General features: G+C 43.1%; 22 protein-coding genes. 14 read left to right on the forward strand and 8 right to left on the reverse strand.

The genetic code is table 11. The features are described from left to right. Positions 1-96: 96 nt before the first annotated feature. Together M1L62_RS25960 and M1L62_RS25965 are read right to left on the reverse strand one after the other, a co-directional pair. Positions 97-3,468, reverse strand: coding sequence for a TonB-dependent receptor (locus tag M1L62_RS25960; protein ID WP_254562570.1), 3,372 nt, complete (start codon positions 3,466-3,468; stop codon positions 97-99). A 322-nt stretch (positions 3,469-3,790) separates the two neighbouring features. Next, positions 3,791-7,087, reverse strand: a complete 3,297-nt coding sequence (locus tag M1L62_RS25965) for a TonB-dependent receptor (RefSeq protein WP_254562571.1) — start codon at positions 7,085-7,087, stop codon at positions 3,791-3,793. Positions 7,088-7,464: 377 nt separating this feature from the next. On the opposite strand from M1L62_RS25965, the gene M1L62_RS25970 reads away from it, so the two are divergent. Continuing rightward, positions 7,465-8,235: an alpha/beta fold hydrolase gene (locus tag M1L62_RS25970; RefSeq protein ID WP_254562572.1), complete on the forward strand. Its 771-nt coding sequence runs from the start codon at positions 7,465-7,467 to the stop codon at positions 8,233-8,235. Positions 8,236-8,376: 141 nt separating this feature from the next. On the opposite strand, the gene M1L62_RS25975 is transcribed toward M1L62_RS25970, so the two are convergent. The 3 genes from M1L62_RS25975 to M1L62_RS25985 form a co-directional block, all read right to left on the reverse strand. Next, a complete protein-coding gene (locus M1L62_RS25975) occupies positions 8,377-8,805 on the reverse strand; it encodes a hypothetical protein (protein WP_254562573.1) in 429 nt (142 codons plus the stop codon). A gap of 93 nt (positions 8,806-8,898) precedes the next feature. Next, entirely contained in the window at positions 8,899-9,309 is a 411-nt protein-coding gene (locus M1L62_RS25980) for a hypothetical protein (protein WP_254562574.1), read from the reverse strand. A 22-nt stretch (positions 9,310-9,331) separates the two neighbouring features. Further along, the gene (locus M1L62_RS25985; RefSeq protein ID WP_254562575.1) at positions 9,332-9,742 is read right to left on the reverse strand and encodes a hypothetical protein; all 411 of its coding nucleotides are present in this window, start codon (positions 9,740-9,742) and stop codon (positions 9,332-9,334) included. A 68-nt stretch (positions 9,743-9,810) separates the two neighbouring features. Here M1L62_RS25985 and M1L62_RS25990 point away from each other — a divergent pair, with 68 nt between their 5' ends. The 7 genes from M1L62_RS25990 (at position 9,811) to M1L62_RS26020 (ending at position 15,512) form a co-directional block, all read left to right on the forward strand. Beyond that, positions 9,811-10,515 (forward strand): SAM-dependent methyltransferase, encoded by a 705-nt coding sequence (locus M1L62_RS25990; protein WP_254562576.1) that lies wholly within the window; start codon positions 9,811-9,813, stop codon positions 10,513-10,515. Between the two features lie 145 nt (positions 10,516-10,660). Continuing rightward, positions 10,661-11,383: a hypothetical protein gene (locus M1L62_RS25995; protein WP_254562577.1), complete on the forward strand. Its 723-nt coding sequence runs from the start codon at positions 10,661-10,663 to the stop codon at positions 11,381-11,383. A gap of 55 nt (positions 11,384-11,438) precedes the next feature. After that, entirely contained in the window at positions 11,439-12,137 is a 699-nt protein-coding gene (locus M1L62_RS26000; protein ID WP_254562578.1) for a hypothetical protein, read from the forward strand. 30 nt (positions 12,138-12,167) lie between these two features. Then, positions 12,168-12,866, forward strand: coding sequence for a hypothetical protein (locus M1L62_RS26005; protein WP_254562579.1), 699 nt, complete (start codon positions 12,168-12,170; stop codon positions 12,864-12,866). Positions 12,867-12,942: 76 nt separating this feature from the next. Then, complete coding sequence (locus M1L62_RS26010; RefSeq protein ID WP_254562580.1) at positions 12,943-13,581, forward strand: MBL fold metallo-hydrolase; 639 nt, start codon at positions 12,943-12,945, stop codon at positions 13,579-13,581. Positions 13,582-13,661: 80 nt separating this feature from the next. After that, entirely contained in the window at positions 13,662-14,363 is a 702-nt protein-coding gene (pssA, locus tag M1L62_RS26015) for a CDP-diacylglycerol--serine O-phosphatidyltransferase (RefSeq protein ID WP_254562581.1), read from the forward strand. Positions 14,364-14,510: 147 nt separating this feature from the next. Continuing rightward, positions 14,511-15,512, forward strand: a complete 1,002-nt coding sequence (locus tag M1L62_RS26020) for a 3-oxoacyl-ACP synthase III family protein (protein WP_254562582.1) — start codon at positions 14,511-14,513, stop codon at positions 15,510-15,512. Between the two features lie 124 nt (positions 15,513-15,636). Here the strand turns inward: M1L62_RS26020 and M1L62_RS26025 are convergent, their stop codons facing one another. Then, entirely contained in the window at positions 15,637-15,996 is a 360-nt protein-coding gene (locus tag M1L62_RS26025; protein WP_254562583.1) for a CoA-binding protein, read from the reverse strand. Positions 15,997-16,143: 147 nt separating this feature from the next. On the opposite strand from M1L62_RS26025, the gene M1L62_RS26030 reads away from it, so the two are divergent. Continuing rightward, a complete protein-coding gene (locus tag M1L62_RS26030; protein WP_254562584.1) occupies positions 16,144-16,716 on the forward strand; it encodes an NUMOD4 domain-containing protein in 573 nt (190 codons plus the stop codon). Between the two features lie 24 nt (positions 16,717-16,740). Here the strand turns inward: M1L62_RS26030 and M1L62_RS26035 are convergent, their stop codons facing one another. Next, complete coding sequence (locus M1L62_RS26035; protein WP_254562585.1) at positions 16,741-17,037, reverse strand: iron-sulfur cluster biosynthesis family protein; 297 nt, start codon at positions 17,035-17,037, stop codon at positions 16,741-16,743. A 249-nt stretch (positions 17,038-17,286) separates the two neighbouring features. Here M1L62_RS26035 and M1L62_RS26040 point away from each other — a divergent pair, with 249 nt between their 5' ends. After that, positions 17,287-17,808 carry a DUF7935 family protein gene (locus M1L62_RS26040; protein ID WP_254562586.1) on the forward strand — a complete coding sequence of 174 codons (522 nt, stop codon included), beginning with the start codon at positions 17,287-17,289 and terminating at the stop codon, positions 17,806-17,808. 91 nt (positions 17,809-17,899) lie between these two features. Beyond that, positions 17,900-20,308, forward strand: coding sequence for an endonuclease MutS2 (locus tag M1L62_RS26045; RefSeq protein ID WP_254562587.1), 2,409 nt, complete (start codon positions 17,900-17,902; stop codon positions 20,306-20,308). 108 nt (positions 20,309-20,416) lie between these two features. Here the strand turns inward: M1L62_RS26045 and M1L62_RS26050 are convergent, their stop codons facing one another. After that, complete coding sequence (locus M1L62_RS26050; protein ID WP_254562588.1) at positions 20,417-21,670, reverse strand: MFS transporter; 1,254 nt, start codon at positions 21,668-21,670, stop codon at positions 20,417-20,419. Between the two features lie 243 nt (positions 21,671-21,913). Here M1L62_RS26050 and M1L62_RS26055 point away from each other — a divergent pair, with 243 nt between their 5' ends. From M1L62_RS26055 to M1L62_RS26065, 3 genes are all read left to right on the forward strand, one after another. Then, on the forward strand, positions 21,914-23,044 hold the full coding sequence (locus M1L62_RS26055; protein ID WP_254562663.1) for a Gfo/Idh/MocA family protein: 1,131 nt from the start codon (positions 21,914-21,916) through the stop codon (positions 23,042-23,044). Between the two features lie 111 nt (positions 23,045-23,155). Then, positions 23,156-24,301 (forward strand): Gfo/Idh/MocA family protein, encoded by a 1,146-nt coding sequence (locus M1L62_RS26060; RefSeq protein ID WP_254562589.1) that lies wholly within the window; start codon positions 23,156-23,158, stop codon positions 24,299-24,301. Positions 24,302-24,445: 144 nt separating this feature from the next. After that, a complete protein-coding gene (locus tag M1L62_RS26065) occupies positions 24,446-24,811 on the forward strand; it encodes a four helix bundle protein (RefSeq protein WP_254562590.1) in 366 nt (121 codons plus the stop codon). Positions 24,812-24,824: the final 13 nt, after the last annotated feature.

The raw sequence follows: 24,824 nt of genomic DNA on the forward strand, positions 1-24,824 counted from the left end.
GGTTGACACGGATTGCAAATCGGTGTTAACGTCGCATCAAACAACAAAAGGCTGCCCTTTCGGACAGCCTTTTGTTGTTTTTAAATTCTATCGTTACTAGTTGAAGATATAACGGATACCAATTTGTGCCTGCCAAACGTCGTTGATTGTTTGTGATTTCACAAACGAATCCGTCAGCAATACAGGAACATTGTTCACCGTTTGATATCCCATCCTGTAACTTGGCACACCGTCTTTAACGCCTGCAAAATTCAGGGCGTTTGAAGTTGTTGTGGTGGTAGAACCTGTCACAAGATTTGCAACACCCCATTTGTTATTGATCAGGTTGCCTATGTTAAAAATATCAGCTCTCAGACGGATGATATTTCTCTTGTTTTTGGCTCCCACTTTTACGTAGAAATCTTGTTCGACCGTAAAGTCAAAACGTGTCAGCCATGGATAAGCGGCAGCATTACGTTCTGCAAATTTACCTCTGCGTTTCGACAGGTATGGATTGTTATCAATAAACTTATCCAGTGCAGCGGCCTGTGTTGCGGCGTCAAAGGTGTACGTTTTAGTAGTACCATCAGTCTGTTTGATAGGCACACTAAGTGTCGCAAAAGATAACTCAGAAGCGCTTTTTGGTACATACATCAAGTCATTGACCTGATTGTCGCCATTCATATCAGTCGACGATACATACGAAATCTTCGAACCCAGACCACCACTGTTGGAAACACCACCCAGCGTAAACATGGTAGCTCCACCGAACTTGCCACCATATTCTTTACGGTATGACACATAACCTACAAAACGGTGGCGCAAATCATTTCCTGAATAAGCCAGATCCAAACGGTTCAAACCATTAATACCAGGTACATTGGCTTCTACCGTACTGGATACCGAAGAAAGGTCCTTCGCCATACCATAGGTATAACCGATCATTCCACCGAAACCTTTGGTAGCCGCTTTTTCCAGTTTACCCGTAAATGTGTAAGAATACCCTTTATTCGTATTGGTCAAAACGTAAACACTTGAAACTCTTGAATTGATCAAACGTGCCGCAGTGGCTGCGTCTCCGCTAAGGCCCGCCGCCGGGTAAAGGTCACGTCCGTCCGGTGCTGCAAAATCTGCTGTCGGTGCTTTCAGGTTAACATCAATGTAACGCAAAGCATTAAAGTTCTTGTTAAAGATTGCCTCTACCGTTGCTACAACACCCCATGGCAACTGTCGGTCAATACCGATATTGCTTTTCCAGATCTGTGGAAATTTCAGATTTTCATCCGAAGCATTTACCGTATAACCAGGAATCGGCACTGGTGTTGTAGGGTTGTAAACAGACGGATCCAAGGTGAAAGGATATTTCGTTGAGTTATTCGCTGAAATCGTTGCCGAGTTAACTCCATTGTTACCAAGCTGGTTCGAAATCAACACATAAGGTATGCGGGACAAGAACAAACCTGTTCCACCACGAACCTGTGTAGTACGGTCACCTTTTACATCCCAGTTAAAGCCCAGACGTGGTGATAGATAAACCCGTCCGCCTGGCACATGTCCTGTATTCACATGGTAATCTGCCCCTTTATTGTCTTTAAAAGTCAGACCCGCAACTTCCGCGTTATAATATTGTTCTGATGTGTTAGGTATCGTGATATAATCAGCACGCAGACCGGCAGTAACTTTAAAGTTTTTAGTGGCCTGGAACTCATCTTGCAAATACAAACTGATATTCTGAGTCTTGAACGTCTGCCATGGCGCAGCACCACCCGGAAGTAACGAATAACGATAGTTGAAACGAGCCAGCTCCACCGGAGAAGTTGTCAGATTCGGGTTGTCCAGATAAGCCTGCGCAGCTGTTTTGAAATCGGCAATGGATTTGAAAACATAAACACCATTCGATGTTGGGAAGAAAAGGTTGTTCGATTTGAAATACTCATACGATGCACCCAGTGTGAAAGTATGCTTTCCTGCAAAATAGGTCAGGTTATTCGTAAAGTTTAAAGTAGAATAATCCAGACGGTTATTAGGCGTAAAAGGATCAGAACCGATTGTCGTGTAGGTAGATCCATCTTTCTGAATTTCAATCGTTGGGAAAATCGGAGCCTTATACTTTCTGTCTTCGATCTGTTTGTTGAACGTCCCAATGAAATTATTGGCGAATTTTCCGCCAAAATTTGAGTTAAGTTCTGCAACCAGCGAGCGGGTATTGTCCTGAATAATATAACCTGTATTCTCAGGAGAAATAGCGCTTCCCGAATTTGTCCGGTTACCAAATCCCGCCGTTGCGCTACTGTTGCTGTTACTGATGATAACATCCGACTGAGAATCGTGATGCGAGTAACGAACCGTTAATTTATGGTTGTCATTGATGTTGTAGTCGATACGACCAAGAAACTTATTACTCTTGTTTTTATTGTTAAACCCATCGATCGATCCAACATTATAGTTGAATTTATCTTTCATAAACTGGCTAAGATCTTCCAGATCTGCTGCTGTTGTACGGGATTCGTTTGATTTCCCCAATCCGCGGTTTGCTACGTAGTCAAGAGCCGGAGCCGTACGTTTTACAAATTCACCGTTAACGAAGAAGAAAAGTTTATTCTTGATAATGGGTCCACCCAGACGGAAACCAGTCGTTTTTTCACTAAAATCGTTAAAAACAACCTTATTTCCATTCGGTTTTGAACCAGCCAGATTCTGATTTTTGAAAAAATGAAAAACAGATCCCGACAATTCATTCGTACCCGAACGGGTCACCGCGTTGATACCGGCACCTGCAAAACCTGACTGGCGTACGTCATAAGGCGCAATGTTAATCTGTACCTCTTCGATGGCATCCAGCGAAATAGCCGACGATCCTGTACGTCCGCCAGCGGCCGCCTCCGTTCCTAATCCAAAACCGTTGTTAAATACCGAGCCGTCAATCGTGAAGTTATTGTAACGGCTATCCTGCCCTCCGAACGATTTTCCGTTGCTGTATGCGTTATACTTTGTGATATCATTCAGCGTACGGCCAAGCGTAGGTAAACTCGTAATGAGTCCTTTGTTGAAGGTTGTAGCAGCACCTGTACGGTCCGAGCTGAAAATATCGTTTCCCGATCCGGTGACCACCACTTCCTGAAGCTGGGTACCACCGTCTTTCAATACGAAATCAACGTTGGCCACTGTCCCCAGGTTGGCATAAACATTCTCTTTTGCCTGATCTGAAAAACCGATAAAAGTTACTGTTACCGTATAAGGACCGCCAACGCGTACAGCCGGGATATTATAAAATCCTTTTTCATTGGTAATAGAGCCATAACGCGATCCTGATGATACGTGAACCGCTACCACAGTGGCGCCCGGCAAAACCTCGCCTTTGCTGTCTGTTACCTGCCCACTAATGGCAGACGACGTCACCTGAGCTTGTACCTGCCTGCTCACTAAAGACAATAAAATTACGAGCAGCGTACAACACGCTGACCTGAAAAGTAGACTTTTCAATTGCATAAATTTTCGGGGATTTAAGTAATGGAGTTAGATGAGTCATTCAGCTTTTTGAATGAATATTTACGTAAAATAAAAGGTTTTTTAATTCTAAAACAAAGTACCATTTCCTACTAAAATGCTATACTAAATTTCACAACTGACTGATTTATAGAAATAATACATTTTATTAAATCAATAATGAAATAACAGACACACTACATGAACTTATCGTTAAGATTAGTACAAAAAAGCATTTTCCCGTTTTTAAAAATCCTTCCCAAAAAGAAAAATCCGGGCCCATACAGACCCGGATCTTTACCACAAAAAACTATTTCCTGAAAACTTAGAATGAGTAACGCACCCCAAGCTGTGACTGCCAGCGAGAAGAGAAATCACTTACACTGTAAGGTCTTCTTGTTCCTTTGATATCAGTCATGCTGTTAACATTGAATTGAAAAGCAGGTGTTGCTGCTGTTGGATTGGCAACTGCTGTTCCATTCTGAGTTTGCGCACCCGAATTAACAACAGTGAACAAAAGAACATTCTGATTGGCTGGCGATTGATTAGACGCAACATAACTTCTGCCCCAATCGCTGTTTAAAAGATTTCCTACGTTAAGAACGTCAAAGAAAACCTGTAATTTGTTTCTACCCAGGATGAAATCCTGAGCGATACGCAAATCAAAGTGATGCTCAAAGGGAGCTCTGTCCTCATTACGTTTTGTAACCTTACCCAGATTATCACCAATGTATTTATTGTTGTTAGCAAATGCCTCGAAGTCCTTCCATTGCTGAGCCGCAGTAGCGCCATTTCTGATGTCTACAAAATTTGCCTCAGCTGCGGTTGTCGGAAGATAAACCATGGTATTAATTCCCGCTGACAAATCATCTCCGGTAATGGTTCTGCTGTACAGATAAGATAGTCTTTGACCAGATTGACCTGTATAAATCAGTGTGAAAGTCGTAGCAAGGTTTTTCGAATATCTGATTTCCTTACTGATTGTACCAACAATACGAGAACCCATATCGAAATTAGAGTTAGCCAGATCCAGGCGGTTCAATCCGTTGGTCGTATAAGCAAAACGCCAGTTTGAAGCAGCCGTAGAGCTGGTTAAGTCAGTTAGGGATTTCGATCTACCGTACGTGTAAGCTATAAATCCTGACCATCCGCGGCTATATGGTTTTTGTAGTTGAGCAGTCAGGTTATAACTGTATCCTTTATTAGTATTTGTCAACATCAATACATCCGCAAATGCTGTGCTCACTCTTTTTGTCCACAAAGGCCTTGTCGTAGAACCAATTTTCACAGTTGATTCGCCATCTTCACTGATATTGATGTTCTGGTAATTGGCATTATTCACAGTCTTTGTAAAAATACCTTCCAGACTACCCACCAAACCCCAAATTCCCAGCTTTTGATCAACAGCCAAATTAGCCCGGAACACCTGAGGAAATTTAAAATTCTTGTCTGTTACGTTAATAGCAGAAACTGACTTGCTAGCCGTAGCTGGTCTGTATGCACCGGCATGCGCATCATTCGGATCGAAGTTAAACTTGATATTAGCAAGCTCAGCAGCACCCGTTGCAGGGAAATAACCTACGTTCGTAACACCCGTATTGGATACCTGATTTGAAATCCACACAAAAGGAACACGTCCCGTAAACAATCCTGCGCCCCCGCGAAGCTGCGTGGTCGCATCTCCTTTCACATCCCAGTTGAAACCAACACGTGGTGAGAACAGAAGTTTCGATTTTGGCATGTTCTGAGTTTGTACATCGTACGCTGCAAAAGCAGGATCTGTGTTAAATGTCGCATTCTCAGCAGGCGTATTGAAGAAAACAGGCAAGTCTAACCTTAAACCATAAGTCAGTTTAAAGTTTGGTTTCACAGACCACACATCCTGACCATAGACACTAAATTGCGCTGCACTTAAATCTGCCTGAGCTTTGTCAGTTGGATCAGAGCTCGTCGAATAGTTTGTGGAATATTGCGATAAACCCCTGTTAAGTTTAAAATTCGCTATGTTGTTCGCATTTGTATTTCCAGCTGTACCATAAACGTAGTTTCCGTAAAAACCTTGAAGAAACAGGTTTTCACTGCTAAAAAATTCATTATTGGTACCAAACGTCAGAGTATGCTTTCCTTTGTACAACGTGAAGTTATCCGTGATGGTAAGAATATCCTGATTAAGACCATTTACCTGCGAAGAGTTATCAGAACCGAGGTTATATTGAATTGTCCTCCCTTTCGCTACATCATAATTATTGATCGTCAAAGCGGGGAACAAAGCGCTGGTTCTCTTATCGCGAACCGTGTTGTACGTCACGCGTAAAACGTTCGAAGAATTTGCAGAGAAACTACTGTTTAATTCAAGAACCGTAGAATTTTGTTTACTTAGAAACTTGTAGCCTCCGTTTGAAAAAACAACAGCATCTACATTTCTTGACCTGATATCATTACTCCCGTCAACGTAGTTATGTCGAAGCGTCAAAGTATGTTTCTCGTTAATATTCCAGTCAAGACGGCCAAATAAGGAAACCGATTTGTTTTCATTATTGATTGCTCCGAAACTACCCGGATCGAAACCGTAAGTCTCCGTAAGGAAATTTCTCAGCGATTGAAGCGTATCAACATTTGCATTGGAACCCGATCCTGCGATCGTCGGATCAAAGGGCAAAGGTGTTGATTTAATATATCTTTCAGCATTCAGGAAGAAGAACAGCTTGTTTTTAACGATCGGTCCGCTAAGGCTGGCTCCGAATGTTTTATTACTGAAATCAGGATATTTATTTCTTGTTACCACATCGTTGTAAGCAGGACTTTTACCAATGAAACCTTCATTTTGTAATTGTCCGTAAACCGAACCATGGAACTGGTTCGCACCACTTTTCGTAACCGCGTTAATACCACCACCTGTAAAACCACCTTGTGTTACATCGTAAGGTGATAACACAATCTGCATTTCCTGAATCGTTTCAATCGAGATCGGGTTAACGTTCGCCTGGCCACCGTTGGTACCGCTTGAACCAAGACCGAAACCGTCCGTTGCATTAGCACCATCAATGGTAAACTGGTTGTAACGGTTGTTCTGCCCGCCGAAAGAAACACCACTGCCTGCTGTATTGGCCTGTGGTGTCAAACGTGCAAAATCCGAAACGCTTCTGCTGATCGTAGGCACACTTTGCATCAGTCTGGATGAGATGAAAGTCGAAGCACCGTTTCTTGAAGTACTGATCAGGTTTCCTTTGCCACCAGAAATCACGACTTCATTTAAAGTTTGTGACGCATCTTCAAGCGCTACGTTGACAGTCAGTGGAGAACCCAAAGTCGTTACGACGTCAGCGATTTCCTTTGTAATCAATCCAATGAAAGTAACCGTGATTTTGTAAGGACCACCTACACGTAAGTTGGGCAGGGTGTATTGTCCGTTGTCTGATGAAATTGTGGAATAGACCGTTCCGGTTGGTTCGTGAAGCGCCTTGATGGTTGCACCTGGTAATGTTTCACCTTTGGTGTCTGTGATCCGGCCGCTGATTAATGATGAAGTAACCTGGGCTTGTACTTTTCCGCTTAGGAAAGACAAGGAAAATACGAACAGCATAAGACTTGCTGCTCGGAAAAGTAAACTTTTCCTGTTCATGGAATTGGGGGATTTGATGAATTTTAGTAGTAGGTTCACTAAAAAGTGATTGCTGATATTGACCGTAAAATAAAAGTTTTTTTATTTGTAAAACAATATTTGTAGTCCTACCAAAGTACTATACTTCATATCGCAACTGCCTGATTTGTTGAAAACATGCAGATTAACATCTAAAAATTAGCACATTTTCAATATTAAGATTTTGTTAACATTTCGGCGCTTTTATTTTTTTCTGTCAAAGAAATCCTGACGATCTTTGCAATATCATACGAATAAGGAAGAAATGGTGACATTCGGTTACTACTTCGTATATTATCTAATTCACTATCTTCGGTAAAATTCTTAAAAAATAGATTTTTTCAATTTTTGTAAAAAAAATGCAGCTTAATTATAAAAAGATTGGCGAAACCGGGAAACCGCTCGTTATCCTGCACGGTGTTTTCGGTTTTTTGGATAACTGGCTTACCATTGGCAAAACAATTTCTGAGCAGGGCTTTATCGTGTATCTGGTCGATCAGCGGCATCATGGCCGTTCGCCGCATGAGGGCACACTCGACTTCCCTACCCTGGCTGCCGATTTGAAAGAATTTCTGGATCAGCAAAACCTGGAATCTCCGATTCTGATCGGGCATTCGATGGGTGGCAAAACGGTTATGGAATATGCCGTCCATTATCCGGATACTTTCGAAAAACTGGTGGTGGTTGACATCGGCCCCAAGCAATATCCTATTCATCACACCAGAATCCTGAAGGGGCTCAATGCTTTGCCCGTGGAAGAGATTGAAAACCGCCAGCAGGCTGATGACTTTTTAAGCACTTACGAACCGATTCTTTCTGTTCGGCAGTTTCTTCTGAAAAACCTTTACAGAAAAGAGGAAGGCGGATTTGACTGGCGTTTCAATTTAACGGTGTTAACCCGGGATATGGCAAAGGTGGGGGCACCCATCGAGGCAACAAAACTCGTTGAGACCTCTACCCTTTTTATTCGTGGAGAAAAATCGGATTATATTCTGGATGAAGACTGGGATGGCATTTTGAAAATATTCCCGAACGCAGAACTGGAAACCATAGCCAATGCGGGACACTGGGTTCAGGCGGAACAGCCGAAAGCTTTTGTGGAGCATTTGCTGGCATATCTTAATGCCTGAGGAGATATTAAAACGAATTGAAATTGCAGCTTTTCGGGAGTAGGTTAAAAATCAACTTATTCCCGAAATAATGCCAGGTAAAAGATGATATTTCTTGCCTTTCGGCAGATCGGTATAAAATTTACGATTTCACATCCTTACTTATTTCCGCACATATTTAGCCCTTGGCGTCTGGCATTTTGAGATAACCATGACGTCCCCTTTCAGCTCGATATCCCAAACCGGACAAGACCCGCAAAATATCTGGGAACAATCCTGAGTGTAATTGACCGGCTGCTGCGGTTTGATCTCAAATGCCTTGTTGTTGACATTCAGGATCTGCGGCGAACAACAGCTTGCCTCTTCTTTTTCATTCAGAATCACGCCGTCGGAACGAAAAATAATGTATTCCGGCTGCACGACATTCGCCGACTGCCAAACCTGTTTTCCATTGACTGTCTGCTCCGTCTCCGTCAGGAGCCATTTCCCCGGCACCGACTGCGTTGCAAAGTCCATAGGCACCGCATCAGTATCATTCTTGCAGTTCGACAGAAATAACAGGATTACGGAAAAGTAAAGTAATCGTTTCATAATGCTTCTTTTAAAAATTACTTCATCCACCCAATGCGTGCTTAACACATACCTACGCCGTTTACGTAACATCATTATAAATCAAAAATTTGGTCAGTTTCTTACATATTTAACTCTTTGTCCACCAGAAAAAATCATTACATTTTCGCTTACATCGACATTCAAAGGAGGAACCTCGCCGCAAAGAATCGCCGGGCATGGACGTGTACTGGCGGCAGTAAATTTGATATTGAACAAGACCCCATTAACTATCATAGCCGATGAAGGACAACAACCCGGTTCGCTATCCATATTTAGCGTTTTCCCGTCAAAACCAAATGAGATCTCCAACTGATCTTTAACAGCTACCGGTCGCCACTTTTTCTCCTCCAATATCGTCTCCTCAATCTCGATCAAACGCCACTTCCCGATGATCTGTGATAAAATTTCACTTTCATCAGCCTTATTATTCTTACAATTCGACAGAAAAAGCAGAAATAAAGAAAAGTAAAGTAGTTGTTTCATAACGCTTCCAATCAAACTGCGGTCAGTTTCTTACGTATTTAAGTCTCCTTCCATTGGTAATAATCATTACATCTTCATTTAAGTCAACAAGTAAGGGCGGGACATTTCCGCAGCGAACCGCCAGACAAGAGTAAGCATTGGCGCTTGTCGACTTAACATTGAACAACGTTCCGTTAACCTCTATGGCTGATGGAGGACAACAAACGGGTTCACGTCCCATGTCTAGCGTTTTCCCGTCAAAACCAAATGAGATCTCCACCTGATCTTTAACAGCTACCGGCCGCCGCTTTTTCTCCTCCAATATCGTCTCCTCAATCTCGATCAAACGCCACTTCCCGATGATCTGTGATAAAATTTCACTTTCATCAGCCTTATTATTCTTACAATTCGACAGAAAAAGCAGAAATAAAGAAAAGTAAAGTAGTCGTTTCATAGCTTTGCTTTTTTATTTATAGATTCACTTTTCCGGCAAATGGTTGGAAAGGGACCAAAAAACAACTTATGAGCCAATCTGACATAACCCTGTACCTCATTCCGACCGTACTTGCAGAAGGAACCAACGACCAGGTGTTGACACCGCAGATTAAAGATGTGATTGCAAATGTTGACGTCTTTTTTGTGGAAAATATAAGAACCGCACGCCGCTTCATCAGCAGTCTCAAATTGGGTAAAGTGATCGATAACATCACTTTTTACGAGTTGCACAAAGACACGCCGCGTGGCGAGACACGGGAGCAGATCAAAGGGCTGACACAAAATGCCGGTGTCATTTCAGAAGCCGGATGTCCGGGTGTTGCCGATCCGGGATCGGTCGCGGTTGACTTTGCGCATCAAATCGGTTTAAAAGTGGTACCGCTTGTAGGGCCGTCCTCTATTTTACTGGCACTGATGGGATCGGGCATGAGCGGACAGTCCTTTGTATTTCACGGATATCTCCCCATCGATAAGGCTGAAAGGAAAGCGACGATCAAACAGCTGGAAATTGACGTCATTCAGAAAAACCAGACGCAGATTTTTATGGAAACACCTTTCCGGAACAACTCCTTTCTGGACGCCCTACTGGATATTTGTCAGATCGATACCCTGCTTTGCATCGCTGCAAACATTACCTCTGAAGACGAGTTTATTGAAACACATCCGGTGAAATACTGGAAAAAGAACAAGCCTGACCTTCATAAGCAGCCCACGATATTTCTTATCGGATAATTTTAATTCTGAACGCATTAACAGTCAGCTTAAAAGCGCAGCTTAAAAAAAACTTCGCACCGTTTTTCCAACCAACGGCCGGGAACATGAATCTTGATGAGCAGTAGTCAATTAATTTTCAATGTACCAAAAGTTGTTTTAAGCTATGAAAAAATGGATGATTTTAGGCGGGTTAGCCCTGTCTGCGGGTTTAAGTTTGGTTTCTTGCGATGATAACAATGAAATCGTCAGATCGGGTCTTGTCATCACCTCCGATTTCGAAAGAGATGCAGATGGCTGGGCTGGTGAACTGGCCGAGTATAGCAAGGATACCGATACTTCCATTATCGAATTCAGGTTCAGACGCGCGGCATTGCCAGCTCCGCTTGACAGGAAAAGAAACGGTTTGCTGCTGCAAAGCCACAACCGGAGCGACGATATGTTTATGTTTTTGAAAAAGAAAGTGACCGGATTAATACCAAATCAGACTTACAACGTTGTATTTGATATTGATCTGGGAACCAACGCACCCATCAAGGGCATTGGCATAGGCGGATCACCCGGCAGCTCGGTATATCTGAAAGCCGGTGCATCGCCTAACGAACCGGTTAAAAGGCTTGAAAATAATTTTTACACTTTCAATCTTGACAAAGGTGCACAGTCAGAAGGAGGCAAGGAGCTATTTGTGCTGGGAAATATCGAAAACGGACTTGAAAAAGATGATTACAAAATTGTCAAACGCGATAACCTGGCCAAACCGGTGGAAGTGAAAGCGAATGCAAGCGGTGAAATCTGGCTCTGCGTGGGAACCGATTCGGGTTACGAAGGATTAACGGCACTTTATTACGACAGAATTAAAACTTCAATTACTGAAAAGGTAATCAATTAGTCAGTCGTCTCCATAATTTCGACTAGTTTTGTCTACTCAAAGCAATTTAATTTTGATGAAGAAATATTTGAAGTGGGCAAAACTAGTCGTATTGATAGGCCTGTCAGCCTGCAACAGTGAGGAAAGAAACAATGTGGACCCTGTGCGGACGATGATTTCTGAATTCGAAACGGGCACAGAAGGCTGGACGGCAGATTACGCCCTGTACAACCGGGCCGATACCACTAAAATTGCATTTAAAATGGAACGCGACTCCCTCCCGGCCGTTATCGATTCGTTGAAATGGAGCCTGAGAATGGAGGGAAATAACGTAGGAGACAGCATTTTCATGTTTCTGAAAAAGAAAATTGTCGGCCTGAATCCCGACAAAACCTACAATGTTTCCTTTGACATCAATCTGGCAACCAACTATCCCGACCTGCCGAGCGGATCCGGCAAGACAATCAACCTGAAAGCCGGAGCTTCTCCCACGGAGCCGGTTAAAACTCCTACCGACAAATTCTATTATAATTTATCGATCAAAAAAGGACTTTGGGATCAGGATGGAGCAGAAATGTCTGTTTTGGGTGATTTTACCAATACCGCCACAAGGTCGGTTTATGCACTGATCAACCGTAACAGCAACGCAAAAAACATTACCGTTAAACCCAATTCGAAGGGAATTATCTGGGTTTGCATAGGAGAAGATACCCGTTATAAAGGAAAAACCGTTTTCTATTACGACAATATCAAGGTCACGTTAACGGAGCAATAAATTAAGTAAGCCAAAAGGGAATTGCAATAGATGAAAAATTGGATATTATTCGGATGTTTGATCATGACGGTTTATCTCGCTGCCTGCAAAAAAGCAGCGGATCCACTGCCCATCCTATTTTTCGACAGCACTTTTCAAACCGGAACGGACGACTGGACGGGTGATTTTGCATTTTACAAAAGCGGACAGGATAGTGCGGTCAAGTTTTTGGTCAAACAGGACAAAATTCCTGAACGAACCGACAGCACAGCGCTCGGATTACGCGTAGAAGGCGTGAATACCGGCGACAGCCTTTTCTGGTTTATCAAAAGAAAAATTACCGGACTCAACCCGGCGCTAACCTACAAGGTTGCCTATCGGATCAATCTGACGACGAGTTATACCGACACCGTTGGCGGGGCCGGACAAATTACCTATATCAAAGCGGGTGCCTCCACCGAGGAGCCTAAAAAAATCCTTGCTTCGAATTTCTATAATGTTTCCATAAAAAAGGGATCATTGGGCAAAAGCGGAACCGAAATGTTATATCTCGGCGATGCCGGAAATAATATCGACTCGGTTGCTTACAGGGCCATCGTACGGGACAATGCCAATCTGGCAGTAGAAGTAAAACCAAACGCTGCCGGTGAAATCTGGCTTTGTGTGGGTACCGAAACAACTTATAAGGGAAGGATCCAGCTTTTCTTTGACAGGATATATGCCGCCGTTAGCGAAAAGAAGACGCTGTAAGCCCACTTTACAATCTGTTTCGTAACTTAGCGATTATATATCGCGGGAGCATGCTCCTATTTTTACGTTTGAAATAATGATACAGATTAAATCTTTTGTCTTCAATCCTTTTTCTGAAAATACCTATCTGTTGTACGATGAGACCGGCGAGGCAGTTATTATCGATCCGGGTTGTTATGACAAGGCTGAGTATAAACAACTTTACGACTTCATTGAAAGTAATGCGTTAAAGCCCGTCCGCATCATCAATACACATGCGCACATTGACCATGTGCTGGGTGTGGCGGCTGTCAAAACGAAATATAATATTCCTTTTTCCCTGCATAAAATTGATGAACAGCTTCTTAAAGCCGTCAAATCGTATGCCTCCAACTACGGTTTTTCAGGTTTTGATGAACCTGAAATAGACGCCTATTTTGACGAAGGCGATACAGTAACTTTCGGAAATTCATCGCTAAGGATACTTTTTGTACCGGGTCACGCGCCAGGGCATGTTGCTTTTGTCAATGATGAGCAACAGTTTGTTATCGGCGGCGACGTGCTTTTCAGACAAAGTATCGGGCGCACCGACTTGCCCGGCGGCGATTTCGAAACACTTATTACCAGCATCAAAACCAAACTTTTTACACTGGCTGATGGTTACACTGTTTACGCTGGTCATATGCAGCCAACCACGATTGGTTTTGAGAAAAAGAACAATCCCTTTTTGAAATAAAGTTTACCGCAAAAAGGCAAAAACGGTCGTACTGATTCTGCTTTTTTGAAAAGTACCCAAACCCTGTATTGAAAATTAAAATGTTTCTTCGACATATTCCTAATGCACTTACCTGTCTTAATCTGCTCTGCGGATGTGTGGGCGTGGTGGAGGCGTTTCACAATAATCTCATCATTTCCTGCGGACTGATCGGCATTGCCCTTATTTTCGATTTTTTTGACGGATTTGCTGCCAGACTTTTAAAAGTCAGTTCCCCGATCGGGCGCGACCTGGATTCCCTGGCCGATATGGTTACGTTCGGACTTCTGCCGTCCATCATCATTTATCAGCTGCTGATGCAGAGCATCCCTGACCTGATGGGTATCTGGAAAGCGTACGGAGCCTTCCTGATTGCCATTTTCTCCGCAATCCGTCTGGCAAAATTCAATAATGACCCGAGGCAAAGTGATTCCTTCATTGGTGTCCCGACGCCTGCCAATGCACTGCTGATCGCGTCGCTGCCGGTGATTGTTTTTCAGGACGAAAGCTGGAAACCGCTGATCGTCAACACCACCAATCTCATGATACTGACAGTCGTCATGTCATACCTCCTCGTGGCCGAAATAAAACTGCTTGCGTTGAAGTTTAAATCGTTTGGCTGGCAGGGAAATGAAATACGTTACTCCTTCATCATCGTGACGGTGCTGCTGCTGGCATTCTTCAAAATTCTGGCTATACCGCTGATACTGATCGTCTATATCGGTTTATCGGTTACGGCAAATTTGGTTAAAAAGGATGCCTGAATTGGTAACAAGAACTTTTTGTTGCAAATTTGCGCCAATCCCAACGGATTTATCGTTTGACAAGTAAACTGACGTACAGTCTTTTGGGATAACAAACAGTTAAATTTTGCCTGATTAAACCGGGCTTTTGTACAAAATAAATTCTGCATGACATTTTCGCGTATTACCGGCCTTGGCTATTATGTTCCTGAAAACATTATCACCAATAATGATCTGACAAAATGGATGGACACATCCGACGAATGGATACAGGAACGGACCGGTATTAAAGAGCGCCGTTATTTCGAATACGGAAAAGATACAAATTACAGCATGGCGGCCGCCGCTTCCAGGCAGGCACTGGAAAGAGCCGGATTGACGCCGGACGACGTGGACGTTATTGTTTACGCGACCATAACACCGGATTACTTTTTTCCCGGATCTGCATTTTTAATGCAGCGTGAGCTGGGAATGGACGGCAAACCGGTTTTTGATATTCGCCAGCAATGCTCAGGTTTTGTGTATGCGCTATCGATCGCCGATCAGTTTATCAAATCGGGGATGTATAAGACAGCACTGGTGGTAGGTTCAGAAATCCAGTCGTCCTGGATTGACAAGAGCACGGCCGGCAGAAATACGGCCGTTATTTTCGGCGACGGAGCCGGCGCGGCAGTCATCCAGGCTACCAATGACCCGAATCATCGCATTTTGTCCACCCACCTGCACGCAGACGGGCGGTTTGCCGAAGATTTGTTTGTACGTGAGCCGGGCAGCAGCCGGGCAGGCAGGACAGCAACGACCGAAATGATTGACGAAGGCGGCTTCAACGTGCACATGAACGGAAATACTGTTTTCAAACACGCTATCGTGCGTTTTGGTGAAGTGATCAATGAGGCGCTGGAGGCAAACGGATTTCAGTCTTCGGATGTGAACATACTGGTGCCGCATCAGGCCAATATCCGAATCAGCGATTACGTAAGACAGCAAATGGGGTTATCCGAAGAACAGGTTGTCAACAACATTCAACGTTTTGGGAATACGACGGCAGCTTCAATTCCTATCGCCATGGCTGAGGCCTGGGAAGAAGGAAGGATAAAAGAGGGTGATCTGGTGTGTTTGGCGGCTTTTGGCAGTGGTTTTACCTGGGGTTCGGCCCTGATCAGGTGGTAAATACCGTCAGAGGTTAAAAAAGGAAAGTTTTTTTATAAAAATAAGGAAATAGAAAAGTACATTTGTATAAGGGAAATGGACTGAAACATATCCATTTTTTCCTCTGCCACTCTCCTCCTGAATATTAATACTGTCCCGTTGTAAGCATGACTAACGTGCAAGCTTCAACTGGTACGATATTTTTAGCAATTAAAATGTTTTCAAATTCGCGATTTTCTGTACCAGGATTGAAAATTACGCGTTTTGGTTTTAGCGAAACAATATAATCGTAATAAGCTGTTTGAATTCCTGGATTGATATATAAGGTAACCGTGTCAATATTTTCCCATGCTAAAGGTTGAATATGGATTTCCTGCCCTGCTGCAAGCCCTTTTCTGCGGCCTAGTAGTAAAACAGAATGTCCCTTCGCTTTTAGTTTCTGGGCTGCCAGAAACGAATATCTTGCCGGATTATCAGACGCGCCGATGATGAGTGTATGTTTCAATGGATAGTTTTAATTATAAAAGAAAATAATAAACCTTTTTGTTTTTAAAACGTTCACTATTAGTATTAAGTCTTCAACGTTATAGTATTACTTAACAGTAACAATAAATTTTAAAAAGTTTCCAATTCAATAATCGAATGTCAAACAATGAATGAGCCAACGATAAGCCGGAGTTTTTGGAATGAGAAATGGGCTAAAATAAAATTCGATGAAATCGAAAATGCGCCCCACTATGAAGTTTCTAATTATGGAAGACTTAAGAGTTTTCAAAATAATCCCAAGGATGGTGCAATAATAAAGGGGTCCGTAATTCAGGGTTATCGTTCTTTAAATATCCGTGCAGCCGGAGGCAAGACGATCAACAGATATGTACACAAACTGGTAGCAGAGCATTTTGTAGATAAAGCAAGCGATGATCACGCTTTTGTAATCCACACAGATTTTGAAAAGCAAAACAACTACTACGAGAATTTAAGATGGGTTACAAAAACGGAAATGATCGATCACAACCGTGAAAACCCTGCGTTCATCAATCGTGTTATCCCTCGCAGAACCAAAAATTACAAACTGACAGAAAGCAAGGTTAGAATCATCAAAAAATTGCTTAAAAATGACAATAACCGTCTGAAAATGATTGCAAAGCAGTTTGGGATCACACATACCCAATTGAACAGAATCCGGTCAGGAGAAAACTGGAAACATGTAACCATTGAGGATTAATTGTAAATTAAGCATACGGTTATTCTATTTCTTCTCAAGGGAAGAAACCGTATAACCGCTCCCGTTCATACCCTCTTCGTAATCTACCAAAACGCCAAGAACGTACATTAAATGCCGTTTGTCAATAATCACTTTAATACCATCGATTTTATAGATCTGATCAAAGTCAGACGCAGTATCAAAACCAAGTAAAAACGTACCACTACACCCTCCTCCGCGCAAGCCTACCCGAAGACCGTAGGTGTCAGGAATTTTATTGGCTTCTAACGTCGTAACAATTTCAAGCTTTGCCTTGTCTGTAATCCGTATTGGGTTCTCCATGAATTCTTGCAAAAAATTCCCTCTTAGAAGTGCTCTGTCAAACGGTTGCAGAGTATGCATTCGGAGGAATAAAAAATAAACAAAAGCAGACCTTTATAATCTTAAAACAACAGCGCTGATAAAGGTTTGCTAGAAGCTAACAGCAAATCGGCTTTTTCAATTCGCAATTAATTCAATTTCTTCCTTCTAATTTTCAGTTATCTTGTATTTTTGCGTTTCTTTCCGCAATCTAATACCCTTACCAAAGCTATGGAGTTTTATTCGTTTATTACCGTCATGATACTGGGAGCTATTGTTACCTATGGCATGTATCTGACCATCACAACTGTTGCCGATAAAGTTTTTGAAAAACAGAAATTTGATATACACAGCAAAAACACTGAAATAACGTTACCGCTTCGTTTGCAGGCTTATGAACGTATGTGCCTGTTTTTAGAACGAATTACACCCAATAATCTGTTGCTAAGACTGGCACCATCGGCGTCCAGCGCATTGGAACTGCAACAAATACTGCTCCACGAAATCCGTGAGGAATTTAACCACAATCTGGCGCAACAAATTTATATCAGCAACGAAGCCTGGGGACATATTGTGAACGCAATGAACGAAATTGTTTCGGTGATTAACCAGGCAGCGGCGGAAGTAGAGTCAGAAGCACCGGCATCAGAATTGGCAAAGAAAATTTTTGCACAGGTTATTCAAAAAGAAATTCAGCCGACCACCCATGCGCTTGTTTTTCTGAAACAGGAGATTCAGGGTGTATTTAAATAAAAATTATAATCCGGCCGGGGTTAAAGTGGATGAAGAAAAATCCGCATTGAAATAACCTGCTAGGGCCGTCCCAAAATTCGAAATACCAGAAATGTTATACCCCAATACAATTGAACAAAAATTAGGTTTTGACAAACTGCGCGAACTGCTCAAAGAAGCATGTATCAGTCCGTTAGGGCGTGGTTATGTTGAAAAAATCCGATTCTCGGACAATTTCGGCATGGTTGAAAAACTTGTCAGCCAAACTGCTGAAATGAAAAGAGTGATGGAAATTGGTGAGGATTTTCCTTCTCAGAATTACCTCGATGCAACGCCCTATTTAAAACGTGCCGCAATCGAAGGCATGTTATTGACGCTGGCTGAGTTCTCAGACCTGAAAGCTTCTTTGCAAACGATCAGGTTATGCCTTCGCTTTTTTGCGAATCAGGAGCCTGAGGCATTTCCATTGCTGAGTGAATATGCCAAAACAGTAAAAGTTGATAAGGCAATTACGGACGCGATTGATAAGATTATCGACGACCGCGGACAGATACGCGATACGGCTTCACCCGAACTGGCACGCATCCGCAGACGGTTGATTTCAGAACAGGCGGGGATTCGCAAGAAACTCGACGCCATGCTGCGGACTGCGAAAAACAGCGGATGGATCAGCGAAGATGTTTCCTTGACTGTTAGAAACGGGCGTATGGTTATTCCACTGGCGGCCGAGCACAAGCGCAAACTGAAAGGTTTTGTGCACGATGAGTCGTCAACAGGACAAACGGTTTTCATTGAACCTACGGATGTTTTTGAATCAAACAATGAAATCCGCGAGCTGGAATATGAGGAACGCCGCGAAATCAACCGCATCCTGATGCATCTGACCGACCAGCTTCGTCCTTTTGTTCCTGATTTGCAAAAAGCATACGGATTTCTGGGACTGATGGATTTTCTGAGGGCAAAAGCAAAAATTGCGATTCAGATGAATGCGACCAACCCGACTTTTGTCAATAAGCAGATCGTCGAATGGAAGGACGCCAGGCATCCGCTGCTGCACTTATCCTTTCAAAAACAAGGAAAAAAAGTCGTTCCGCTTAATATCGAATTGCAGGAAAAACAACGAATCCTGATTGTTTCCGGCCCCAACGCGGGAGGAAAATCGGTTTCCCTGAAAACAGTCGGACTGATCCAGTATATGCATCAATGCGGATTGCTGGTCCCGATGGCGGATGGCTCAACCATTGGTTTTTTCCAGAATATTTTTATTGACATCGGTGACGAGCAGTCGCTGGAAAATGATTTGAGTACGTATAGCTCGCATTTGACCAACATGCGTCATTTTCTTACGCTTTCCAATAAAAGAACCCTTTTCCTGATCGATGAATTTGGAACAGGGACAGAACCGGGCCTAGGCGGTGCTATTGCAGAAGCGATTCTGGAAGACCTGACAAAATCGGGAGCTTATGGCGTGATCAACACCCATTATACCAACCTTAAAGTGCTGGCCGACAAAACCGACGGTCTTGTTAACGGTGCCATGCGTTTCGACGGCGAACACCTCGAACCGATTTACCAATTGGAAATTGGCCGTCCGGGAAGTTCTTTTGCCTTTGAAATTGCTTCAAAAATCGGCCTGCCCAATGCTGTGATTAACCGAGCGAAAGATAAGCTTGGTAAACAGCAGGTAAATTTTGAAAAATTACTGAAAGAACTGGATATCGAAAGAAAGGTTTTTGCGGAGAAAAATATCGAGTTGGGTATCAAGGAGCGGAAGCTGGCACAACAGCTTTCAGAATACACCAAACTCAAATCCAATCTCGAAAATAACGAGAAAAAACTGGTTAACGAGGCAAAACAGAAAGCCAAGAATCTGCTGTCTGATGCGAACCAGTTGATTGAAAATACCATCCGGGAGATCAAGGAAAATAAAGCTGAAAAGGAAAAAACCAAAACGGTCCGGACTGAGCTTGAAAAGTTTGGCAAAAAAAATCTGGTCATTGAGGAAGTTGAAGAGCAACCATCCGAAGACAATATTTTTGAACCCGAAGACGGCGCCATAACCGTGGGAAGTTATGTCCGCATTGTCGGACAGACAGCCATTGGTGAAGTGTTGGCGTTAAAAGGAAAAGATGTGGAGATTCGCATCGGTGACCTGAAATCCAATATTAAACTCAATCGCCTGGAAAAAGTCTCCAACAAAACTTATAAAGCCGCGACCGGTGAGAAAAAGTTGAAAACAACTTCCAAAGGCGTGGATCTTAATGAGCGGATGATGAATTTCAGTTTTAATCTGGATATCCGGGGGAAACGCGGTGAAGAAGCTTTGGGTGTACTGGATTCATTTATGGATAATGCCATCATGTTAGGCTACGACGAACTTCGTGTCGTACATGGCAAGGGAGACGGCATTTTGAGGACGCTGGTCCGGAATCATCTGCGTGGTTATTCCCACGTTTCCAATATGCAGGACGAACATCCTGATCGTGGCGGAGCGGGCGTAACGATTGTGAAATTGAAGTAATTTCTTAGGTTACACAGAGGTTAACAGAGAAAAATAAAAGAGGGCCACAGAGAAATAAAACTCTGTGGCCCTCTTTTTAACTCCTTTAATCTCTGTGTAACCTAAAAATTACAACTGAGTCTGTTGTGCCAGTTGCGCTTCGTCAACATGCCCGCCGGATTTTGGATTGCCTTTCCAGGCCCATAACGCGATGAATGCTACGATTAGTATAAGAGGGAATGTCAACATGGTTGCCAAAGTAGACTGACCAGCCGCAAGTTCCAATGCAGATCCTGTAAGCCCTTTTGCAGCATTTTCAGCATGTGCTTCATCAATCCATGAACCAATAAAAGGTTGGAAGATCGAAGTTGACAACATCCCTACTCCACCAATAATGGACATACCCAAAGCGCCGCTCAATGGTACGCGCTGTGCCACGAAACCGATCATGATCGGCCAGTTGAAACATACGCCAAGACCGAAGATCACAGCTGCCACGTAGGCAATTGGCCCTGTTACAGTACTAAACATATAAATCCCGATCGCCGCCAGAATTGAACCTCCGAACAAAACGCCCGTTTGACCCAATTGCGCTACAACAGGTCCTGTGAAAAGTCTTCCTAATGTCATTACACCAAACGTTAATGCCAATACCAGCATCGCATCTGCTCCACTGCTGCTCAAAACAACCGTCACCCACTGGTTAGGTCCAAATTCTGTAATGGCAGTCATTGCCATGCAGCAGAATATGAAACCATAAAGGGGAGTAAGCATCGCCTGGAAATTTTTTGCAATTGAGGTAACGCCTTCTACTTTTGGTCTAGGGAAAGCCTGACCGAAAAACAAGAATGCGTAAACCACAGTTGGAAGCATAAGCACCCAAATCTGTGTCTGCCAGGAGAAACCTGCGCTCGTCATAAATTTGGATATTAAACTACCGATCACAATACCACCCGGGAACCACATGTGAAACCGGCCCAACATTTTATTCAGTTTGCTGGTAGAGTACATATCAGCAATCATAGGATTACACGCCGCTTCCGTACAGCCGTTTCCAAAACCTATAAAAAACGTCGAAACCAAAAGACCAACGTATCCGCCGGCATAAATCGTAAGCAAAATCCCCAGCGTGTGGGCAACAACCGCTACCTGCATAATTATTTTCGGCCCCACAGAGTGGTAAACAATCCCCCCAATAATCATTGAAATCGGGAAGCCAAAAAAGAACATGGAATTGATAAAGCCTAATTGCTCTGCGGTCAGGCCAAATTCAGTTCCCAATTGAGGAAGAATACCAGCCCTGATACTGAATGAAAAGGCCGTTGTAATGATGGCAAGACAGCTTGCGTTAAAAAGCCGTGAGCTATTAATTGGTTGAGACATGCTTTTGTAAAAGTTAAAATATTTGAGAGTGATTCATTACTAGTTCCGGGGTAACAATATTATTTAAGATTTTCACAGAAAAAACAAATATTAAACAAATCTACTGATCTATCTACCTTTTGAGACACATTTTTTCTACGTTAAATATATCTTTGTAAGAAGTAAGAGTCATAGATACTACTCTTTATAAGTATAAAATCTTTTAAAAACTTTAAACCCAGAGGAATGTCACGAAAGATAAGGATGGGTATGGTGGGAGGAACACTTGACGCTTTTATTGGAGGTGTTCACCGCCGTGCGGCTATCATGGACGGAGAAATTGAACTTGTTTGCGGTGCTTTCAGTTCGTCTCCCGAGAAATCAAAGGAAACAGGAAAAGCTCTTTACTTACCCGAAGACCGCGTTTATGCCAATTTCGAAGAGATGATTCTCAAAGAAAAACAGCTTCCGGAAGGAGAACGGATGGACTTTGTTTCTATCGTTACCCCAAACCACATGCATGCTGCACCAACCAAACTGGCGCTTGAAAATGGGTTTCACGTGGTATGTGACAAGCCTATCACGCTGACGATCGAAGAAGCCGAAGAAATTGTTGCGCTGGTTGAGAAAACAGGACTGGTTTTCTGCCTTACCCATAACTACACGGGATATCCGATGGTGAAGGAAGCGAAAGAAATGATCGCTTCGGGTGCAATCGGAAAAGTTCGTAAAGTCATTGTTGAGTATCCTCAGGGCTGGCTTTCGACACTCGTTGAAGTGACAGGCAACAAACAGGCTGCATGGCGTACGGACCCGAGCAAGTCAGGCGCTGGCGGCGGGTTGGGCGACATCGGTACGCATGCCGAAAACCTGGCTGAATATATTACCGGATTAAAAATCACACAACTTTGCGCAGACCTGACGATTTTCGTAGAAGGCCGTCAGCTGGATGATGATGCAAACATTTTGTTACGTTTCAATAACGGTGCCAAAGGAATTTTGCAAAACAGCCAGATTGCAAACGGAGAAGAAAACGACTTGAATATCCGTGTTTATGGAGAAACAGGCGGTTTGCAATGGAAACAAATGGAGCCAAACACGCTGATCCATAAAACACAGCAAGGTGTGAGACTGATCCGTACCGGCGTTGGCAATCTGTCAAAAGCGGCTCAGGTGCATACCCGCATACCGGCCGGTCACCCGGAAGGATATTTTGAGGCCTTTGCCAATCTGTATCGCAATTTCGCGATCCACGTACGCGCCCATTGGGAGGGTAAAAAAGCCGATCCGGTTTATGATTTCCCTTCTGCTCAGGATGGTTTACGCGGCATGAAATTCGTAAATACCGTTATCGCCTCTGATAAATCTGACACAAAGTGGACTACTTTTGAGTAGATATCAGAAAAAAACCTGTTTGAGGATCGGAACTTGTTCCGGTCTTCACGCTATATTTTTGTATATCCACAATCTTTTTTTAATATTTTTCACATTCCTTTTACCTTGTTTATGACTAAAATAAAAGTTGGTGTAGTAGGTACCGGTTTTATTGGCCCTGCCCATATCGAAGCGTTAAGACGCCTTCCTAATGTTGAAGTAGCTGCTCTTTGTGAAGTAACTGCCGAGTTGGCCAAACAAAAGGCTGACGGATTGGGAATCGCCCGCTCTTACACATTTGATGAGTTGCTTAAGCAGGACGATATTCAGGCAATCCACATTTGTACACCTAACTTCCTTCACTACTCACAGTCAAAAGCGGCTTTGTTGGCCGGGAAACACGTTATCTGTGAAAAGCCACTGGCAAAGGATCTTGCAGAAGCCGAAGAGCTTGTTGAGCTTGCAGCTAAAACAGGACTTGTCAATGCGGTTCACTTTAACCTGCGTTATTACCCGCTTGCCCGTCAGATGAAATCGATGCGTGAACGTGGTGAACTTGGTGAAATTTATTCTTTCATCGGATCGTACCTTCAGGACTGGCTGTTTTACGAAACAGATTACAACTGGCGTCTTGAGCCGGATAAATCTGGTGACTCGCGCGCAATTGCCGATATCGGTTCTCACCTGATGGATATTCTTGAATACATCACAGGTTTGAAAACGGTGGAAGTACTTGCTGACTTTAACACCATCCATAAGACACGTAAGAAGCCATTGAAACCGGTGGAAACGTATTCAGGAAAAATGCTTCAGCCGGAAGATTATGCTGATGTGCCTATCACAACTGAAGATCATGCAAACGTGCTTCTTCGCTTTGACAATGGCAGCAAAGGTGTCATCACTGTTTCTCAGGTGTCTGCAGGCCGTAAAAACCGCATGACGCTGGAAATCTCAGGTTCTAAGAAAACTTTCAACTGGACTTCGGAAGCGCCAAACGAAATGTGGGTTGGTAACCGCGACAAGAGCAACGAAATTTTGATGCGCGATCCCTCGCTTGTCAACGACGATGTTCGTTCCCTGATCACTTTCCCGGGTGGCCACAACGAAGGCTTCCCTGATACATCAAAACAAATGTTTAAGGAGGTTTACGCGGCGATCGCAGAAGGTAAGCAACCTGAAAACCCTACATTCCCAACTTTCGCTGACGGATATCGCGAGCTGTTGATTTGCGAAAGAATTTTGGAAAGTAATAAAAAGCAGGCTTGGGTGGCCGTTTAATTTTGAATGAGTGAATGATGGAATGAGTGAATGGTTGGCTCATTCGGTTTTCATTCCTATGAGTAACCGGGTCGAATAAACTTCCATTAAGTTTGTATTACCCATTCTATCATTCACTCAATCCATCATTCAAAATTCACCAAGATGACACACACTAAAGAGGAATTTATCAATGCTTTAAAAGACAGAACCAAACAATTTGTTTTAAGAAGTATTAAGTTGTTTAGAGCTTTGCCTTCTTCCGAAGAAGCGAGGATTATTGGGAAGCAATTTCTAAGATCAGCATCTTCGGTAGGCGCAAATTACCGGGCAGTATGCAGAGCCAGAAGTAATAAAGAGTTTTTTGCTAAACTAAGTATAACAGTAGAAGAAGCGGATGAATCATTATTTTGGCTGGAAATAATTTCCGAATCCGGAATTTTACCCTTAGAAAAGCTAAATAGCTTAATGAAAGAAGGGGAAGAAATTCTAAAAATTCTCTCCAAAGCAAGAGGCAGTTCAAGCCATTAAGTTTGTTTCCGCC

This window comes from Dyadobacter diqingensis, assembly GCF_024220585.1.
Classification (GTDB): domain Bacteria; phylum Bacteroidota; class Bacteroidia; order Cytophagales; family Spirosomataceae; genus Dyadobacter; species Dyadobacter diqingensis.

Excerpts from the sequence above, each read along its gene's own strand:
- M1L62_RS26045 (WP_254562587.1), top strand. The coding sequence starts at position 17,900 with ATGTTATACCCCAATACAATTGAACAAAAATTAGGTTTTGACAAACTG.
- M1L62_RS25995 (WP_254562577.1), top strand. The coding sequence starts at position 10,661 with ATGAAAAAATGGATGATTTTAGGCGGGTTAGCCCTGTCTGCGGGTTTA.
- M1L62_RS26055 (WP_254562663.1), top strand. The coding sequence starts at position 21,914 with ATGGGTATGGTGGGAGGAACACTTGACGCTTTTATTGGAGGTGTTCAC.
- M1L62_RS26065 (WP_254562590.1), top strand. The coding sequence starts at position 24,446 with ATGACACACACTAAAGAGGAATTTATCAATGCTTTAAAAGACAGAACC.
- M1L62_RS26040 (WP_254562586.1), top strand. The coding sequence starts at position 17,287 with ATGGAGTTTTATTCGTTTATTACCGTCATGATACTGGGAGCTATTGTT.
- M1L62_RS26060 (WP_254562589.1), top strand. The coding sequence starts at position 23,156 with ATGACTAAAATAAAAGTTGGTGTAGTAGGTACCGGTTTTATTGGCCCT.
- M1L62_RS25970 (WP_254562572.1), top strand. The coding sequence starts at position 7,465 with ATGCAGCTTAATTATAAAAAGATTGGCGAAACCGGGAAACCGCTCGTT.
- M1L62_RS26050 (WP_254562588.1), bottom strand. The coding sequence starts at position 21,670 with ATGTCTCAACCAATTAATAGCTCACGGCTTTTTAACGCAAGCTGTCTT.
- M1L62_RS25985 (WP_254562575.1), bottom strand. The coding sequence starts at position 9,742 with ATGAAACGACTACTTTACTTTTCTTTATTTCTGCTTTTTCTGTCGAAT.
- M1L62_RS26020 (WP_254562582.1), top strand. The coding sequence starts at position 14,511 with ATGACATTTTCGCGTATTACCGGCCTTGGCTATTATGTTCCTGAAAAC.
- M1L62_RS26030 (WP_254562584.1), top strand. The coding sequence starts at position 16,144 with ATGAATGAGCCAACGATAAGCCGGAGTTTTTGGAATGAGAAATGGGCT.
- M1L62_RS26000 (WP_254562578.1), top strand. The coding sequence starts at position 11,439 with ATGAAGAAATATTTGAAGTGGGCAAAACTAGTCGTATTGATAGGCCTG.
- M1L62_RS25960 (WP_254562570.1), bottom strand. The coding sequence starts at position 3,468 with ATGCAATTGAAAAGTCTACTTTTCAGGTCAGCGTGTTGTACGCTGCTC.
- M1L62_RS26035 (WP_254562585.1), bottom strand. The coding sequence starts at position 17,037 with ATGGAGAACCCAATACGGATTACAGACAAGGCAAAGCTTGAAATTGTT.
- M1L62_RS25965 (WP_254562571.1), bottom strand. The coding sequence starts at position 7,087 with ATGAACAGGAAAAGTTTACTTTTCCGAGCAGCAAGTCTTATGCTGTTC.
- M1L62_RS25980 (WP_254562574.1), bottom strand. The coding sequence starts at position 9,309 with ATGAAACAACTACTTTACTTTTCTTTATTTCTGCTTTTTCTGTCGAAT.
- pssA (WP_254562581.1), top strand. The coding sequence starts at position 13,662 with ATGTTTCTTCGACATATTCCTAATGCACTTACCTGTCTTAATCTGCTC.
- M1L62_RS26010 (WP_254562580.1), top strand. The coding sequence starts at position 12,943 with ATGATACAGATTAAATCTTTTGTCTTCAATCCTTTTTCTGAAAATACC.
- M1L62_RS26005 (WP_254562579.1), top strand. The coding sequence starts at position 12,168 with ATGAAAAATTGGATATTATTCGGATGTTTGATCATGACGGTTTATCTC.
- M1L62_RS25990 (WP_254562576.1), top strand. The coding sequence starts at position 9,811 with ATGAGCCAATCTGACATAACCCTGTACCTCATTCCGACCGTACTTGCA.
- M1L62_RS25975 (WP_254562573.1), bottom strand. The coding sequence starts at position 8,805 with ATGAAACGATTACTTTACTTTTCCGTAATCCTGTTATTTCTGTCGAAC.